The sequence below is a fragment of the Amycolatopsis anabasis genome, assembly GCF_009765355.1.
GTDB lineage: Bacteria > Actinomycetota > Actinomycetes > Mycobacteriales > Pseudonocardiaceae > Amycolatopsis > Amycolatopsis anabasis.
In genome coordinates, this window is the sequence record NZ_VTHK01000018.1 from 1 (window position 1) to 14,132 (window position 14,132).

General features: G+C 70.2%; 14 protein-coding genes, 1 pseudogene and 1 riboswitch. Of the genes and pseudogenes, 4 read left to right on the top strand and 11 right to left on the bottom strand.

All coding sequences use genetic code 11. The features are described from left to right. Both FXO23_RS23290 and FXO23_RS23295 read right to left on the bottom strand, forming a co-directional pair. Nucleotides 1-507: Clp protease N-terminal domain-containing protein (locus tag FXO23_RS23290; protein WP_281356579.1), on the bottom strand; the 507-nt coding region annotated here is incomplete at its 3' end. 453 nt (nucleotides 508-960) lie between these two features. Beyond that, on the bottom strand, nucleotides 961-1,548 hold the full coding sequence (locus tag FXO23_RS23295) for a TIGR03086 family metal-binding protein (protein WP_158887537.1): 588 nt from the start codon (nucleotides 1,546-1,548) through the stop codon (nucleotides 961-963). Nucleotides 1,549-1,613: 65 nt separating this feature from the next. Here FXO23_RS23295 and FXO23_RS23300 point away from each other — a divergent pair, with 65 nt between their 5' ends. Next, a complete protein-coding gene (locus FXO23_RS23300) occupies nucleotides 1,614-2,402 on the top strand; it encodes an AraC family transcriptional regulator (protein ID WP_246257698.1) in 789 nt (262 codons plus the stop codon). A gap of 169 nt (nucleotides 2,403-2,571) precedes the next feature. On the opposite strand, the gene FXO23_RS23305 is transcribed toward FXO23_RS23300, so the two are convergent. Together FXO23_RS23305 and lysS are read right to left on the bottom strand one after the other, a co-directional pair. Further along, the gene (locus FXO23_RS23305) at nucleotides 2,572-2,919 is read right to left on the bottom strand and encodes a histone-like nucleoid-structuring protein Lsr2 (protein ID WP_158887538.1); all 348 of its coding nucleotides are present in this window, start codon (nucleotides 2,917-2,919) and stop codon (nucleotides 2,572-2,574) included. Between the two features lie 170 nt (nucleotides 2,920-3,089). Further along, nucleotides 3,090-4,601, bottom strand: a complete 1,512-nt coding sequence (gene lysS / locus FXO23_RS23310) for a lysine--tRNA ligase (protein WP_158887539.1) — start codon at nucleotides 4,599-4,601, stop codon at nucleotides 3,090-3,092. 87 nt (nucleotides 4,602-4,688) lie between these two features. On the opposite strand from lysS, the gene FXO23_RS23315 reads away from it, so the two are divergent. Together FXO23_RS23315 and FXO23_RS23320 are read left to right on the top strand one after the other, a co-directional pair. Beyond that, nucleotides 4,689-5,456, top strand: a complete 768-nt coding sequence (locus FXO23_RS23315) for a class I SAM-dependent methyltransferase (RefSeq protein WP_158887540.1) — start codon at nucleotides 4,689-4,691, stop codon at nucleotides 5,454-5,456. A 53-nt stretch (nucleotides 5,457-5,509) separates the two neighbouring features. Beyond that, nucleotides 5,510-5,573, top strand: a riboswitch (guanidine-III (ykkC-III) riboswitch). Between the two features lie 39 nt (nucleotides 5,574-5,612). Then, entirely contained in the window at nucleotides 5,613-5,924 is a 312-nt protein-coding gene (locus FXO23_RS23320; RefSeq protein ID WP_158887541.1) for a DMT family transporter, read from the top strand. Here FXO23_RS23320 and FXO23_RS23325 read toward each other — a convergent pair. From FXO23_RS23325 to FXO23_RS23355, 7 genes and pseudogenes are all read right to left on the bottom strand, one after another. After that, nucleotides 5,921-6,706, bottom strand: a complete 786-nt coding sequence (locus tag FXO23_RS23325; RefSeq protein WP_158887542.1) for a type III pantothenate kinase — start codon at nucleotides 6,704-6,706, stop codon at nucleotides 5,921-5,923. The two genes, FXO23_RS23320 and FXO23_RS23325, sit on opposite strands and share 4 nt — an antisense overlap. Nucleotides 6,707-6,712: 6 nt before the next feature. Then, nucleotides 6,713-7,216, bottom strand: a complete 504-nt coding sequence (panD, locus tag FXO23_RS23330; protein ID WP_158887543.1) for an aspartate 1-decarboxylase — start codon at nucleotides 7,214-7,216, stop codon at nucleotides 6,713-6,715. Between the two features lie 29 nt (nucleotides 7,217-7,245). Further along, nucleotides 7,246-8,145, bottom strand: coding sequence for a pantoate--beta-alanine ligase (panC, locus tag FXO23_RS23335; RefSeq protein ID WP_158887544.1), 900 nt, complete (start codon nucleotides 8,143-8,145; stop codon nucleotides 7,246-7,248). Further along, nucleotides 8,142-9,056 (bottom strand): annotated as a pseudogene (locus tag FXO23_RS23340) (Rossmann-like and DUF2520 domain-containing protein); the annotation flags it as partial. The gene panC and the pseudogene FXO23_RS23340, both read right to left, overlap by 4 nt. A gap of 163 nt (nucleotides 9,057-9,219) precedes the next feature. Next, nucleotides 9,220-10,302, bottom strand: a complete 1,083-nt coding sequence (locus FXO23_RS23345) for a PrsW family intramembrane metalloprotease (RefSeq protein ID WP_158887679.1) — start codon at nucleotides 10,300-10,302, stop codon at nucleotides 9,220-9,222. A 131-nt stretch (nucleotides 10,303-10,433) separates the two neighbouring features. Beyond that, on the bottom strand, nucleotides 10,434-12,479 hold the full coding sequence (locus tag FXO23_RS23350; protein ID WP_158887546.1) for a phage holin family protein: 2,046 nt from the start codon (nucleotides 12,477-12,479) through the stop codon (nucleotides 10,434-10,436). 69 nt (nucleotides 12,480-12,548) lie between these two features. Then, the gene (locus tag FXO23_RS23355; RefSeq protein WP_158887547.1) at nucleotides 12,549-13,010 is read right to left on the bottom strand and encodes a DUF3180 domain-containing protein; all 462 of its coding nucleotides are present in this window, start codon (nucleotides 13,008-13,010) and stop codon (nucleotides 12,549-12,551) included. Nucleotides 13,011-13,089: 79 nt separating this feature from the next. Between FXO23_RS23355 and FXO23_RS23360 the strand changes: the two genes are divergently transcribed. Then, a complete protein-coding gene (locus tag FXO23_RS23360; protein WP_246257700.1) occupies nucleotides 13,090-14,037 on the top strand; it encodes a helix-turn-helix domain-containing protein in 948 nt (315 codons plus the stop codon). Nucleotides 14,038-14,132: the final 95 nt, after the last annotated feature.

Below are 14,132 nucleotides of genomic sequence, written 5' to 3' on the forward strand. Positions count from 1 at the left end.
ATCCAGCACCAGCGAGGACGACGGGGTGCCCTCGCCGCGGCCGCCACCGGCCTCGGCGGGCTCCTTGCCCTGGTAACCCGACAGCAGCTGCAGCACCTGCTGCCGCACCCGGTTCAGGTCCGCGCCCAGCTTGACCAGCACCTGCGCGGCGACACCCTCACCCTCGCGGATCAGACCGAGGAGGATGTGCTCGGTGCCGATGTAGTTGTGGCCGAGCTGCAGCGCCTCGCGCAGCGACAGCTCCAGCACCTTCTTGGCTCGCGGCGTGAAGGGGATGTGCCCGCTCGGGGCCTGCTGGCCCTGGCCGATGATCTCCTCGACCTGCTGACGGACGCCCTCAAGCGCGATACCCAGCGACTCCAGCGCCTTGGCGGCGACACCCTCACCCTCATGGATCAAACCAAGAAGGATGTGCTCGGTGCCGATGTAGTTGTGGTTGAGCATCCTGGCTTCTTCCTGAGCCAGCACAACCACCCGCCTCGCGCGGTCGGTGAACCTCTCGAACATTCCCACTCCCTCGACTGCTGCGCCGGCGGCCCGACCCCATCACATCTCGTCGCGATGGATTCAGCACCGTGAGACCACTGTAGTAGCCAAGCGGTCGCGCTGGCGTACCACTGGGGCCGATTCGGTCTCGGCCTGCTCCTCGACGACCCGGCGCGGCCTCGAGTCTTCGCAGCTACCTGACGTCTGGAACAACGCCCTGGACCTGCGATGGATTCCACCGGAAGGCCTTGTCCGCTCAGCGCGAACAAGGCCGGCGGACATTTCCACCTTTCGAGATCTCCGGCCACGTGGTAGCCGGATTCCGGCGGAGCAGCGCACGCCGGTTACCCCGGACAGAGCAGGGCGGGCACGTGCTGTCCCGGGTCGGTTACCGCGTGTCCAGCTGGGGACCGGCCGTTCCGTCGCCCGGGTGAACCTGCCCCGGCGAGCCCGCTGAGGTGACCCGTGCCACATTCAGGACGGAATGCCCCAACCGGGGTCGCGGCCGACCAGGCCGAGCAGTCGGTCGAAGGCCGGGGCGGACGCGGGGACGGGGACCTCGGGGCCGAATACCTTCATCGCCCGGGCCCGCTCCGCCAGTTCGGCGGTGGGGCCGTGCAGGGCGGTCGCCAGGTCGTCGTCCACGGTGAACGCCTGGCCGGTGGCCCGGGCGAGGTCCCAGCCGTGCAGGACCCATTCGCCGAGCACCATCCGCGTGAGCGTTTCGGCGGGCAGTTCGCTGCCGTGCATGGTGACCACGCCCTCCTGGGCGCCCGGCTGGACGAGGGCGTCGGCCATCGAGCCGACCAGCCGCTCCAGTTCCCCGGCCCAGTCACCGCCGGTGAGGTCCACCTCCCGCTCCGCGCCCTCGACCGCGGGCGCGGGCCGCCGGCGCGCGGCCGCCTCCAGGAAGGGGCCCCAGTAGAGGAGGTGGTTGACCAGGGCGCGCACGTCGTACTCGGTGCACGGGGTCGGCGCGCCGAGCTGACCGGGCTCGACGGCCCGGACGACCTCGAGGAAGCGGTCGGCCGAGGAACGCAGGAGGAAGTGCGGATCAGACATGGAGCGATTCAGCCCCAGTCGCGCAGGGGCTGTCTTGTACAAACGCGACAGCTAGCCTGGCTCTCGTGCCACGGCGCATCCCGCAGGGAATCCTGAACGAACGGCTGGCCAGGTCGAAATTCGCGCTCAGCCGCCACGCCCCGGACGCCGCCCTGCGGGAGTTCGTCGAGTACTACTGGATCCTGCGCTGGGATCTGCGGGGCCAGGAACCGCACGAACAGCGCGTGCTGCCCAATCTTTCGGTGCACGCCAGCTTCTTCGGCAAAGCGTCCGGAGTGTTCGGCCCGGCCCATGAAAGCTTTTCGCATCTCCTCGAAGGAGAGGTGCGGGGACTGGGCGTTCGATTCCGTCCCGGCTGCTTCTCCCCATTCCTGGACAGACCGGTCTCCTCCCTTGCCGACACCTCGATCCCACTTACCGAGATCTTCGGCGCGGAAGCCGAGCGCACTCAGCGCGTTGTATCGAACGCGGTGAGCGATGCGGAAATGGTATCGGCGGTAGATCGACTGCTCTGCACAAATGTGCCCATCCTGCCGAAGCGGGCCCGGCACGCCGCCGAGATAGTGGAAGTGATTGCCGAAGAACCGGCAATCGTCCGAGTCGATCAGCTAGCCGCCCGGAGCGGTACGACATCTCGCACCTTGCAACGGCTCTTCCGCGACCATGTGGGGGTGAGCCCGAAGTGGGCGATTCGGGTGTACCGGTTCAACGACGCGGCCCAACGGATCTCGGCCGCGGCGGACATTGATTACGCGGCACTGGCCGCGGAGCTGGGCTATACCGACCAGGCGCACTTCACCCGGGATTTCACCGCGATGGTGGGAACCCCGCCCGCTCAGTACGGCAACGGTTAATCAGCCACCTGAACTGGCACGTTCATACCAATATCAACTCGGACATCAACTAACCGGTTTGAATCTTGGCAAGCTGGCCAACCTCGCGACAAGAGCGCAGCACAAGGGCCGCCGGGATTGCTCCCGGCGGCCCTTGTGATGACTCGAAGCAGGAATCTGCCTTCGGGCGTCAGTTCTTCTTGTGGTAGGCCTCGACCACCTCGGACGGGATACGCCCGCGGTCGGAGACCTGGTAGCCGTTCTTGCGAGCCCAGGCGCGAATCGCCTGGTTCTGCTCCCGGTCAACGGTGGCCGGACGAGCGGCGGCCTTGGCGGTCGGGCGGATCGCGGTGCGCTTGCGGCCACCCGCGCGACGCGCGTGCTCGACGTACTGGGCTAAGGCGTCCCGCAATTCCTCAGCGTTTTCCGAGGAGAGATCGATCTGGTAGCTGACGCCATCCAAACCGAACTCGACGGTCTCCTCAGCCTCGGAACCGTCGAGGTCGTCCACCAGCGAGACGAGGACCTTCTGAGCCATCAGTTTCCTCCTGCTTAGAGCTAGCTAGAATGATCGTAGGGACTCAAGCCCCTGGACAGAAGCCATTGACTATGGACATTAGTACCCGCAATCGCCGCTAAAAGCAAATCCAGATTGCGGTTAGTCCCTCATCCGTTAACCTCCGCCGCCCCAAGCTCACCCTTCCGGGGTTATTCGGGCCGCACGAGCGGGAAGAGGATGGTCTCCCGGATACCCAGGCCGGTCAGCGCCATCAGCAACCGATCGATACCCATTCCGACGCCGCCACTCGGTGGCATTCCGTACTCCAGGGCCCGCAAGAAATCCTCATCCAGCCGCATGGCTTCACTATCGCCCGCGGCGGCCAGGCGGGCCTGATCGACGAGCCTTTGCCGCTCGACAACGGGGTCCACCAACTCGGAGTATCCGGTGGCCAGCTCGACTCCCCGGATGTACAGATCCCACTTCTCGGCGACCCCCGGTTCGGTCCGATGTTGCCTGGTCAGCGGGGATGTCTCGATCGGGAAATCGCGCACGAATGTCGGTTCGTGAAGGTGGTCACCGACCAGGTGTTCCCAGAGTTCCTCGACGAGTTTGCCGTGCCCGAGTTTCGGATCCACCTCGATCTCGCGGGCCTCGGCGAACGAACGCAACTTCGGCACCGACGTCTCCGGGGTGACTTCCTCACCGAGCGCATCGGACAACGAGCCATACATGGTCAGTGTCCGCCATTCGCCGGACAGGTCGTACTCGGTTCCATCCACATGCGTGACGACCTGAGTACCGAACGCGGCTTCCGCGGCCTCCTGGATCAACTCCCGGGTCATCACCGCATTGGTGTCGTAGGTGGCATACGCCTCGTAGAACTCGAGCATCGCGAACTCGGGCGAATGCGACGAGTCGCTTCCCTCGTTCCGGAAGTTGCGGTTGATCTCGAAGACCTTCTCGATACCGCCGACCACACATCGCTTGAGGTAGAGCTCGGGCGCAATCCGCAGGTAAAGGTCCAGGTCAAAGGCATTGGAATGGGTCACGAAAGGCCGTGCCGCGGCCCCGCCGTGCAGGGTCTGCAACATCGGGGTTTCCACCTCGACGAACCCGCGCTGGTGGAAAGAATCGCGCAGCGAGCGCACCACCTTGGCCCGGGTCCGCACCACGTCCCGGGCCCGGGGCCGCAGGATCAGGTCGACATAACGCTGCCGGATCCGGGTTTCCTCGGCCAGTTCCTTGTGCGCGACGGGCAGCGGGCGCAACGCTTTCGAGGTGAGCCGCCAGCCGTCGGCCAGCACCGAAAGCTCGCCTCGTTTGGAAGTGATCACCTCGCCCTGGACGAATACGTGGTCCCCGAGATCGACGTCCGATTTCCACGCGGTCAGGGCGTCCTCGCCCACTTTGGCCAGGCTGAGCATCGCCTGCAACTCCGTACCGTCACCTTCGCGCAATGTGGCGAAGCACAGTTTTCCGGTGTTGCGCATGAACATCACCCGGCCGGTGACGCCCACGGTGTCGCCGGTACCGGTGTCCGCGGGCAGCCCGGAATGGGCGGCGCGAACCTCGGCGAGCGAGTGCGTTCGCGGGACCTGCACCGGATACGGATCAATACCCTCCGCGATTATCCGGTCGCGCTTGTCCCGGCGCACCCGCATCTGTTCGGGCAGGTCATCTTCGGGCATCGCGCGCTCGGAGGCGGGGATATCGGTCATGGTGACATAGGGTACGAACTCCCCGATTCGCTACGCCAACCGGATTACCATTAGGCAGCCAATATCGCGGCGTTATACCTTGCGGACGTGACCGATGCCATGCCCGAATCCGACCGGGAACTGCGGGCCCGGCGCGCCGCCTCGTTCGGGGCGACCGCCTCCGCCTATGCCGAGCACCGCCCCGATTATCCCGTGGCCGCCGTGCGCTGGGGTCTTCCGGACATTCCGGTCCGCCACGTCCTCGATCTGGGCGCCGGGACCGGCAAACTCACCGAGGGGCTGCTGTCCCTGGGCACCCGGGTGACGGCCGTGGAACCGGACCACCAGATGCGCGCCGAGTTGGTCCGCCGATTTCCGGAAGTCCCCGCGTACTCCGGCACGGCGGAACGGATTCCGCTGGGTGACGCGGAAGTCGACGCGGTATTCGCGGGCCAGGCGTTCCACTGGTTCGACGTCGAACCGGCGCTCACCGAGATCGCCCGGGTGCTGCGGCCCGGGGGCACCGTGGTGGCGCTGTGGAACCACGACGACGATTCGGTGCCCTGGGTGGCCGAATTCGTGCGACGGGTCCGGCCCGGGGCGAGCCGCGGGCCGTCGACCGAATCCGCCGAACTGCCCGGGCACCCGGACTTCCGGCCCTTCGAACGGTCCCGGTTCCCGCACGCGCAGCGGCGGACCGCGGCGACCCTCATCGAGACCGTGTCCACGCATTCGCACGTCCTGGTCGCCGAACCCCGGCAACGGGAAGCCGTGCTGCGCACCGCCCGCGAGTTCCTCGCCTCGCGTCCGGAAACCGCGAACGGCGAGTTCGACCTGCCACTCGTCACCATCGCGATCCGCGCCGTCCGGCGGTAGCGCGGGGGTGGCGAAGGCCACCGGGAAGCCGCCGGAAGCGGTGCTAGCGTGGAAGTCGGCGGGCCTTTCCCGCCCCGGACGAGTACGTCGTACCCGGCTTCGACAAGACGGCGTAGAGCGGCATTTCACCACGTTGCCCCTGCGGAGGTCTTGCTCATGTCCTGGCTCGTGCTCGTCGTTTCCGGTGTGCTGGAGACCGTCTGGGCTTCGGCGCTGAACGCGTCGAAGGGGTTCACCCGGCTCTGGCCCAGCCTTCTGTTCGTGGCCAGCCTGGTGCTCAGCATGGGCGGCCTGGCGTATGCGATGCGCGACATCCCGATCGGTACGGGTTACGCGGTCTGGGTCGGGATCGGCGCGCTGGGCACCGCGGTCTACGGGATGCTCGCGCTGGGCGATCCGGTCAGCGCGGGCCGGATCCTGTGCCTGGTCCTGATCGTCGCCGGAGTCGTCGGCCTGAAGCTGCTCTAGCGCTGGTTGCGTTCGTAGACCAGGCGGAGGCCGAGCAGGGTCAGATCCGGGGCGTGCTCGGTGATCGTCTCGGATTCCTCGAGGACCAGCGGCGCGAGCCCGCCGGTGGCGAGGACGGCCACCGGGCCCGGTTCGGCGGTGGACAGTTCGCGCACGATCCGCTTCACCAGCCCGTCCACCTGGCCCGCGAACCCGTAGAGGATCCCGGACTGCAGGCATTCCACGGTGTTCTTGCCGATCACCGACCGCGGCGGCACGAGTTCCACCTTGCGCAGCGCGGCGGCGCGGGCGGCGAGCGCGTCGACCGAGATCTCGATGCCGGGCGCGAACGCCCCGCCGAGGAACTCGCCGCGCGCCGAAATGGCGTCCACGTTGGTCGAAGTGCCGAAATCGACCACCACGCACGCGGTGTTGTGCAGGTGGTGCGCCGCGACGGTGTTCACCAGCCGGTCGGCGCCGACCTCCTTCGGGTTGTCCACCAGCAGCGGCACGCCGGTGCGCACCCCGGGTTCGACGACGACCTTCGGCACCCCGGGGTAGTAGCGGCCCAGCATCACGCGCAGTTCGCGCAGCACCGCGGGAACCGTGGACAGCGCGCTGATCCCGGTGACGTCGTCGGCGTGCTCGCCGAGCAGCCCGCGCATGGTCAGCGCGAGCTCGTCGGCGGTGATCTGGGCGTCGGTCCGCATCCGCCAGTCGCGGACCAGTTCGGCCCGGTCCCCGCGCCCGGAGTACAGGCCGAGCACGATGTTCGTGTTGCCGACGTCGACCGCGAGCAGCAACTCCGGTCAGCTTTCGGCGTGCAGCAGCGCGTCCAGCCGGGCCGCGTCCACCGTCTCGGCGACCGGGAAGGCCGCGGAGTCGCCATCCGCCTGCGCGCCGAGCGAGACCGTGCCGCTGATCAGGCCGGACCCCTCGGGCGCCTCGCCCGGATCGGTGCCCTGCTGGACGATCCGGTTGTCCGCGTCGACGAACACGATCCGCGGCTGGTAGGTGGCCGCCTCCGCGGTCTCCATCTGCCCGTAGGAAATCAGGATGACCAGGTCGCCGGGGTGCACCAGATGCGCCGCGGCGCCGTTGATGCCGATCACCCCGCTGTCCCGCTCACCCGCGATCACGTAGGTCTCCAGCCGCGCGCCGTTCGTGACGTCCACAATGGACACCTGCTCGCCGGGCAGCAGGTCGGCCGCTTCCATCAGGGTCTCGTCGACGGTCACCGAGCCGACGTAGTGCAGGTCGGCCTGGGTGACGGTCGCCCGGTGAATCTTCGATTTCAGCATCGTGCGATACATCGTGGACTCTCCCTTGTTCCCCTGCGTCCCTATCTCTCCCGCTCGGGCCCGTACCCGGCCGCGGCGCCGAGCAGGACCGGAACGTTGTCGATCAGCCGGGTACTCCCAACCCGGGCGGCGATCAACAAGCGTGCCTCCCCATCGACGGGCGCGGGGCCAAGATCGGTTCCGCGCAAGTCGAGATAATCCACGGTGACCCCGGGGCGCTTCGCGACGGCCCCCCGTGCCGCGTCGAGCACCGCTTCGGCCCCGTGGATACCGGCCTTCGCCCCGGCGGACAGGGCCTCGGACAGCCCGAGCGCCTCGACCCGCTGGTCCGGGGAAAGGTAGACGTTGCGGGAGGACAGCGCGAGGCCGTCCGGTTCCCGCACGGTCGGCACCCCGATCACGCGCGTGCCGATGTCCAGGTCCCGCACCATCTTCTTGATCAGGACCAGTTGCTGGTAGTCCTTTTCGCCGAAGAACGCGTAGTCCGGGCGGACGATGTTGAACAGTTTGGCGACGATGGTGAGCACCCCGGCGAAATGCCCCGGCCGGGACGCGCCCTCGAGTTCGTCGCCGAGCGGGCCGGGATGCACGGTCACCGCCGCGTCCTCGGTGAAGAGGTCGCTGGCCTTGGGCACGAAGGCGATCTCCGCGCCGGCTTCGGTCAGCGTCGCCAGATCGTCCTCCAGCGGCCGCGGGTAGGCGTCGAAATCCTCGTTCTCCCCGAACTGCAACGGGTTCACGAAGATCGAGGCGGCCACCACGGTGTTCGGCACCCGCTTCGCGCGCCGCAGCAGCTCGCGGTGCCCGTCGTGCAGCGCGCCCATGGTCGGCACCAGGGCGACCTTGCGGCCGACCGCGCGCAGCGCCGCGCTGACCCGGCCCACGTCGTCGGGTGTCTGGTAGGTGTTCAGCTCGTTGCGAACGAACTTCGGTGCGGTCACGGTGTTTCCCGCCCTCCGGCGAAGTGGTCGAGCAGGTCGCCGATCTCGGCCGCGCCGTCGGGTGCGAGCAGTCCGGCGGCCGACGCGCGGGCGGCGGTGCGTTTGGCGAGCGTCACATACGCGGGCGCGATGTCCGGCGCCTCCTCGGCGAGCACGCGCAGATGGGCGCGGACCGTACCGGTGTCGCCCCGCGCCACCGGGCCGGTGAGCGCCCGGTCTCCTTGGCGCAACGCGTTGTCCAGCGCCGCGGACAGCAGGGGCTCGAGCATCTTCTCGGGATCGGTGATTCCGGCTTCGCGCAAGAGTTCCGCGCAGTCGGCGGCGAGCGTGGCGAGGTGGTTCGCGCCGTGCGCGAGTGCCGCGTGGTAGAGCGGCCGCGCCGATTCGGGGACCCGCACCGGGGCCGCGCCCATCTCCACGACGAGCGCCTCGCCGACGTTCCACGCGGCCTCGTCCCCGGGCGCGGCGGTGATGCCGACGCTGCAGGCGGCCATGCGATCGAGATCCTCCGGACGGCCGGTGAACGTCATCACCGGGTGCAGGGCGAGCGGCAGCGCACCGGCGTCGGCGGCCGGTCCGAGCACCGCGATGCCGTGCGCACCCGAGGTGTGCACGATGATCTGCCCGGGCCGCACCGATTCGGTGGCGACCAGCCCGCGCACCAAACCGGCCAGCTCGTCGTCGGGCACCGCGAGCACCACCAGATCCGCGCGGCCGACGACCTGATCGGGCGGCAGCAGCGGCACCTCCGGCAGCAGCCGTTCGGCACGGCGCACCGATTCGGTGGAGATCCCGGACGCGGCGACCACGGTGTGGCCGGCCCGCGCGAGTGCGGCTCCGAGAACACTGCCGACCCGGCCGGCCGAGACCACGCCGACCGCAAGCCTGGCGGGGCGCATCATGGCGTGCCCCTGTGGACGCTCATGGCGAAAAACACTCCTCGATTCGTTCCAGTCCCGCTCTGCCGCGGGTACCGGACGACGGCGCGAGAGTAGCTCCCACGCGCGCCGCCCGCCCGGGCCAGGTGACCAGCTTCACCCGTCCCGGGTCACTCCGCCCGGTGAACGCCTGCCCCTAGCCCGGGGCCTCACCACCGGCGAGCCGGACCGCTTCCGCCCGGGAAGCGCGCAGCACCGCGAGCAACTCCGACTGCCGTTTCTTCAGGTCCGCGTCCGGCTTGCCCCGCCGCAGGAACGCGAGCTCGGTCACACTGGCCTGGTAGGCGGCGACCGCCTTCGCCGCCGCGCGCCCGGACTGCTTGCGCGCCTGCCGCCGCCATTCCCGCCGCCCGGGCAGGCTGGCGAGCAGTTCGACCTCGGACGGCGCGATCCACCGGGCCGACGCCATCGCGGGCAACGCGGCCGCCACGATCCGCTGCTCGCGGCGGCGTTGCCACAGCACGAGCATCAGCACGCCGATGAACAGCGGCACCATGATCAGGAAGTAGACGTTGAGGAACGTGTTCGCGCCGCCGATGGTCGCGGCGCCGTTCCACAGCGCGTGCAGGCACACCGCCGCGAGGTAACCGCCGAGCGGGGCCAGGATTTTCACCCTGCGGCTCGCCGCGCCGGCCGCGACGCCGAGGCCGATCCCGGTCAGCACGGCGAACAGCGGATGCGTGAACGGCGAGAGCACCCCGCGCAGCACGAACGCGGCCAGCACGCCGGGACTGGTGCCGTTGCCGAAGCCGTAGTCCGCGAACGCGCGGCCGAAGTAGTAGATGTTCTCGGTGAACGCGAACCCGGCCGCGCTGAACCCGGCGTAGACGATCCCGTCGACGATGCCGTCGAATTCGCTGGACCGCCGCCAGAGCACGAGTGCGACGAACGCGCCCTTCGCCGCCTCCTCGACCAGGGGCGCGGAGAACAGCGCGCTGATCTTGTTGCCGTGCCCGCTGCCGAGCAGCAGGTCGCCGACGGCCTCGGCGGTGGTGTTGATCAGCAGCGCGGTGATCGTCGCCACGCAGGCGCCCCAGACGAACCCGAGCAGCAGCAGTTTCGCGGGTTCGGGCTCCCAGCGGTCGATCCAGAGGAACGCGGCGACCACGATGCCGACCGGCACCAGCGAGGCCACCACGCCGATCACCACCGCGAGCACGCCCACGCGGGCGGTGGCGAGGCCGAACAGCAGCAGCCCGCACAGCGCCAGCGCGATCATCCCCAGCACGGGGAGCAGGACGGTGATCCGGCGCGGCGTGTGCCGCCGCAGGTGCTTCGCGCGCGGACTGGCGGCGCCCGATCCGGGCACGCTGACTGGACCCCTCACGGGCGACAACCCTACGGGTGGCCTTAGTCTTCCGCGCGCCGCCTGCGGCGCGGAGTGGTCTCACCGCCACCGTGCGCGGCGAGCAGCTCGGTCACCGAGCGGCCGGCGGTGTGCGAACCGGATTCCTCGCCCCGGCCGCCGTGCGCCGCGGCCGAGCGGCGGCCGTTCGATTCGCCCGCGTCCGGTTTGGCGTGGCTGCCGGTGGTCCGGTGACCGTTGGCGGCGGCCGGATCCGCCCCCGAGGAATGCCGCGAGCCGTTGCGCTCGTTCCCGGCCTGCCAGGACGGCGGCTCGCCGTCGGGGCGGCGGCGACGGCCACCGCCCGCGGACGGCGTCTGCTCCGGCGCCGCGGGCTCGTCGTCCGCGGCCCGGCGGCGGCGACCACCGGGCCGCCCCTGCGCCTGGAGCTGGCGGACCGATTCCGGCAGCGTCGGGTTGATCGCCGGACGCGATTCGCTCGCGCGGTCGTCGGCGGCGCGATGAGCGCCGTGCCGCCCGGCGGCTTCGGGCTCCGGTTCGGGTTCGGGCTTCGGTTTCGGGGCGGGCGGCGGGGCCGAGAACGGCGGGCTGATCTCGGCGGCCGGGCGCTCCGGCTCGCTCGGCCGCGCGCGGCGGCCGGCTTCGGCGGGCGGGGTCACCGGTGCGAACCCCGGACGGCTCCCCGGATCGGCCGGGGGCCGCACGGGCGGCATCCCGGGGCGGCTGCCCTGATCCGCGGGCGGGAACCCGGAGCGGCTACCGGAATCGGCCGGGGGCACCGGCGCGAAACCGGGGCGGCTGCCGGGATCGGCGGGCGGATTCACCGGCGTGATCCCGTTGCGGCTGCCCGGATCGGCGGGCGGGGTCACCGGGGTCAGCCCGGTCCGGCTGCCGAACGCGGCGGACAGGTCGCGCACCGGCCGGTCGCGTTCCCGGCTGCCGTTGCCGTTCTCGCGGCCGCCGTTCTCCCAGGACGGTTTCCAGTCCGGGTCGATTCCTTGGGCCAGGTCGCTGGGCGGTTCCGGTTCGCGCGCGGGTTTCGCCGGTTCCGGTTTGCGCGGCGGCGGGGGCATGCTCGCCGCCGCGCGGCCGCGCTCCACGCGGTCCATCGCGGGCCGGGTGAGCTCGGGTTCGCCGCGGGGGCGTTCCGGGGCTGGCTGGGCCGGGCGTTGCGGCAGGGGCTTCTGCTGGGCGGCCGCGGGTTTGCCCTCGGCCGGTTTGCGCTGCACGCGCGTGGTCTCGTTGCGGGCCTGCCCGAGCGCCTGTGCCGCACGAGCGGCCGCGCTCCCGGGCGCGGGTTCGCCCACCGGCACCCGGCGGGTCGGCGGGCCGCCGTCCGCCGGTTTCTCCGCGCGCTGCGGTTCGGGGCGGCGGGAGTCCGGGCGGTGCGGTTCGGGCCGGTGGGGTTCGGCGCGCTTGGGCTCCGGACGTTTGGGCTCCGCGCGTGGCGGCTCGGGCACGAGCTGCGTTTCGACCGCGCTCTTGCGCCGCTTCTCCGGCGCGCTCTGCTCGATGACCCGGTCGATCAGCTCGGTCGGGCGCTCGGGCAGGTCCTCGGTCTTCGTGTTCCCGGCGCCGATCTGCGGATGCGCGGGCTTGCCGTTCGCGCCCTGCACGATCCGCTGCTGCTCCAGCCGCCGCATCCGGGTCGCCTGGGCGGTGAGCGCGACGCGTTCGTAGAGCACCTCGCCGCCGAACAGCGACTGCAGGCTCTCCCGCAGCGCGAGCACCTCGGTGCGCAGCGCTTCGAGTTCCTCCCGGGAATCGGCTTCCACCCGGTCCCGGGTCTCCGCCTCGATCTCGAGTTCGTACTCGCGCCGCGCGGCGATCTCGCGTTCCAGCTCCAGCTCGTAGACCGCCTGCGCCTGCGCCACCGTTTCCTCGGTGCTCGAGGCGTGCTTGCGGTACTTCACTGCCAGGAAGGCCCCGATCAGCGCGGCCCAGAGCGCGGCGACGATGCCGAGACGCAGCCATCGCATATCGTTGCTGAGCACGAGCGCGAGGGTCGCCGCGACGGCGAGGATCAAGCCGACTACGAGCCACGGCCCACCGAATCGGCGGCCGCGCGAGTCGTCACCCACGCCAGTCATGCCCAACACCGTACCTTCTGGTTACCCGTCTGAGACCTAGTCGGTACTTCGAGCGGTGGCTCCCGGGCGTTAACCGGTCGGCGGGTTTGCGCGATCCCGGTCACCGGGCTCCGGCGTGCGGCAGCAGTGCTCGAGCCACAACGCGGCCGCTACCAGCACGATCGCGCAACCGACGCCGACCACGGCGCTGCGGAGATCGCTCGCGGCGGCCGGCAGGCGGCTTTGCCGCGGCAGCAGATAAATGAGAATTCCCACCCATGCGCCGGTCATCAGGGCGCCGAGGAGCGAGGACGCCTTGGCGAGTGCGACGGACCGGGCGACCACGATCACCGCGGGCACCCGACCTGCGCGAATCCGGCCGCGAATGACGAAAGCCAGCACGCATTCGATCAGTCCGAGCACGAACAGTGTCACCCCGGCCGCAATCGGTAATTGCGGAATTGAGCCGTACGCGAGTTCGAACAAAAGGTAGGCAAGGGCTAGGCCGATCAGCCCAGCGAGGAAGAGGTCGCGGGGCCGGGTGAAGTGCATGCGATCACGGTACCGAGCGGCCGGGGTGGATCGTGGGATATTTGACTCTCCAGCGACTGGAGGGTTGAGCATGAGGTCCGTGGGCACGAGAACCGTCTTCACCATCGGCGAACTGGCGCGGCGCACGGGGCTTCCCGTGAAGACGATCCGGTTCTACTCCGACGAGGGGCTGCTCCCGCCCACCGACCGCACGCACGCCGGGTACCGGCTCTACGACACCCGGGCGCTGGCCCGGCTCGAACTGGTCCGGACCCTGCGCGAACTCGGGCTCGGCCTGCCCGACGTGGAGCGCGTGCTCGCCCGGGAGACCACCGTGGCGCAGCTCGCCGAGCGGCACGTCGAGGCGCTCGACGAGCAGATCCGGCGGCTGCGGCTGCGCCGGGCGGTGCTGCGCGCGGTCGCGAAACGGGATTCCGAGCTGGAGGACGTGAAACTGATGAACAAGCTGGCTTCGATGTCGGACGAGGAGCGCCGGCGTCTGCTCGACGAGTTCTGGGACGAGGTGAGCGAGGGCCTGGACGTCGACGGCGAGTTCTACGCGTGGATGCGCTCGGCGAAGCCGGACCTGCCCGACGATCCGAGCCCGGAACAGGTCGAGGCCTGGATCGAGCTGGCGGAACTGGTGCAGGACAAGGATTTCCGCCGCCTGATCCGCGGCATGGGCGAGGCGAACGCCGCGGCGCGGGCGGCCGGGGAGGACCTGACCGCGTTCACCGAAGCGCAGCGGCAGCAGTGGTGCACCTGGTACGAGCGGGCCGAGGCGGCCCTGGCCGCCGGGGCGGCCCCGGATTCCGCGACCGGCCGGGCACTCGCCGACGAGATCGCCCGGTCCTCGGCGCGAGCGGACCAGGACGCCGACGCGCCGTCGTACCGGATGGAACTGGCCGACCGGATCGCCGCGGGCGGGGACACCCGGGCGGAGCGGTACTGGCAGCTGCTGGCGATCATCAACGACTGGCCGCCGATCCCGACCCGGATGCCCGCCGCGTTCTGGCTGGTCGACACGCTCCGCGCGAGCGCCTCCTGACCGGGTTGCCCGGGGGCCGATGGCCGGGGTCGTGAGCGTTTAGGCCGGTTAGAACCGGTCTGGCCACTCACGACCCCGCGAACCGGCGGCCATGG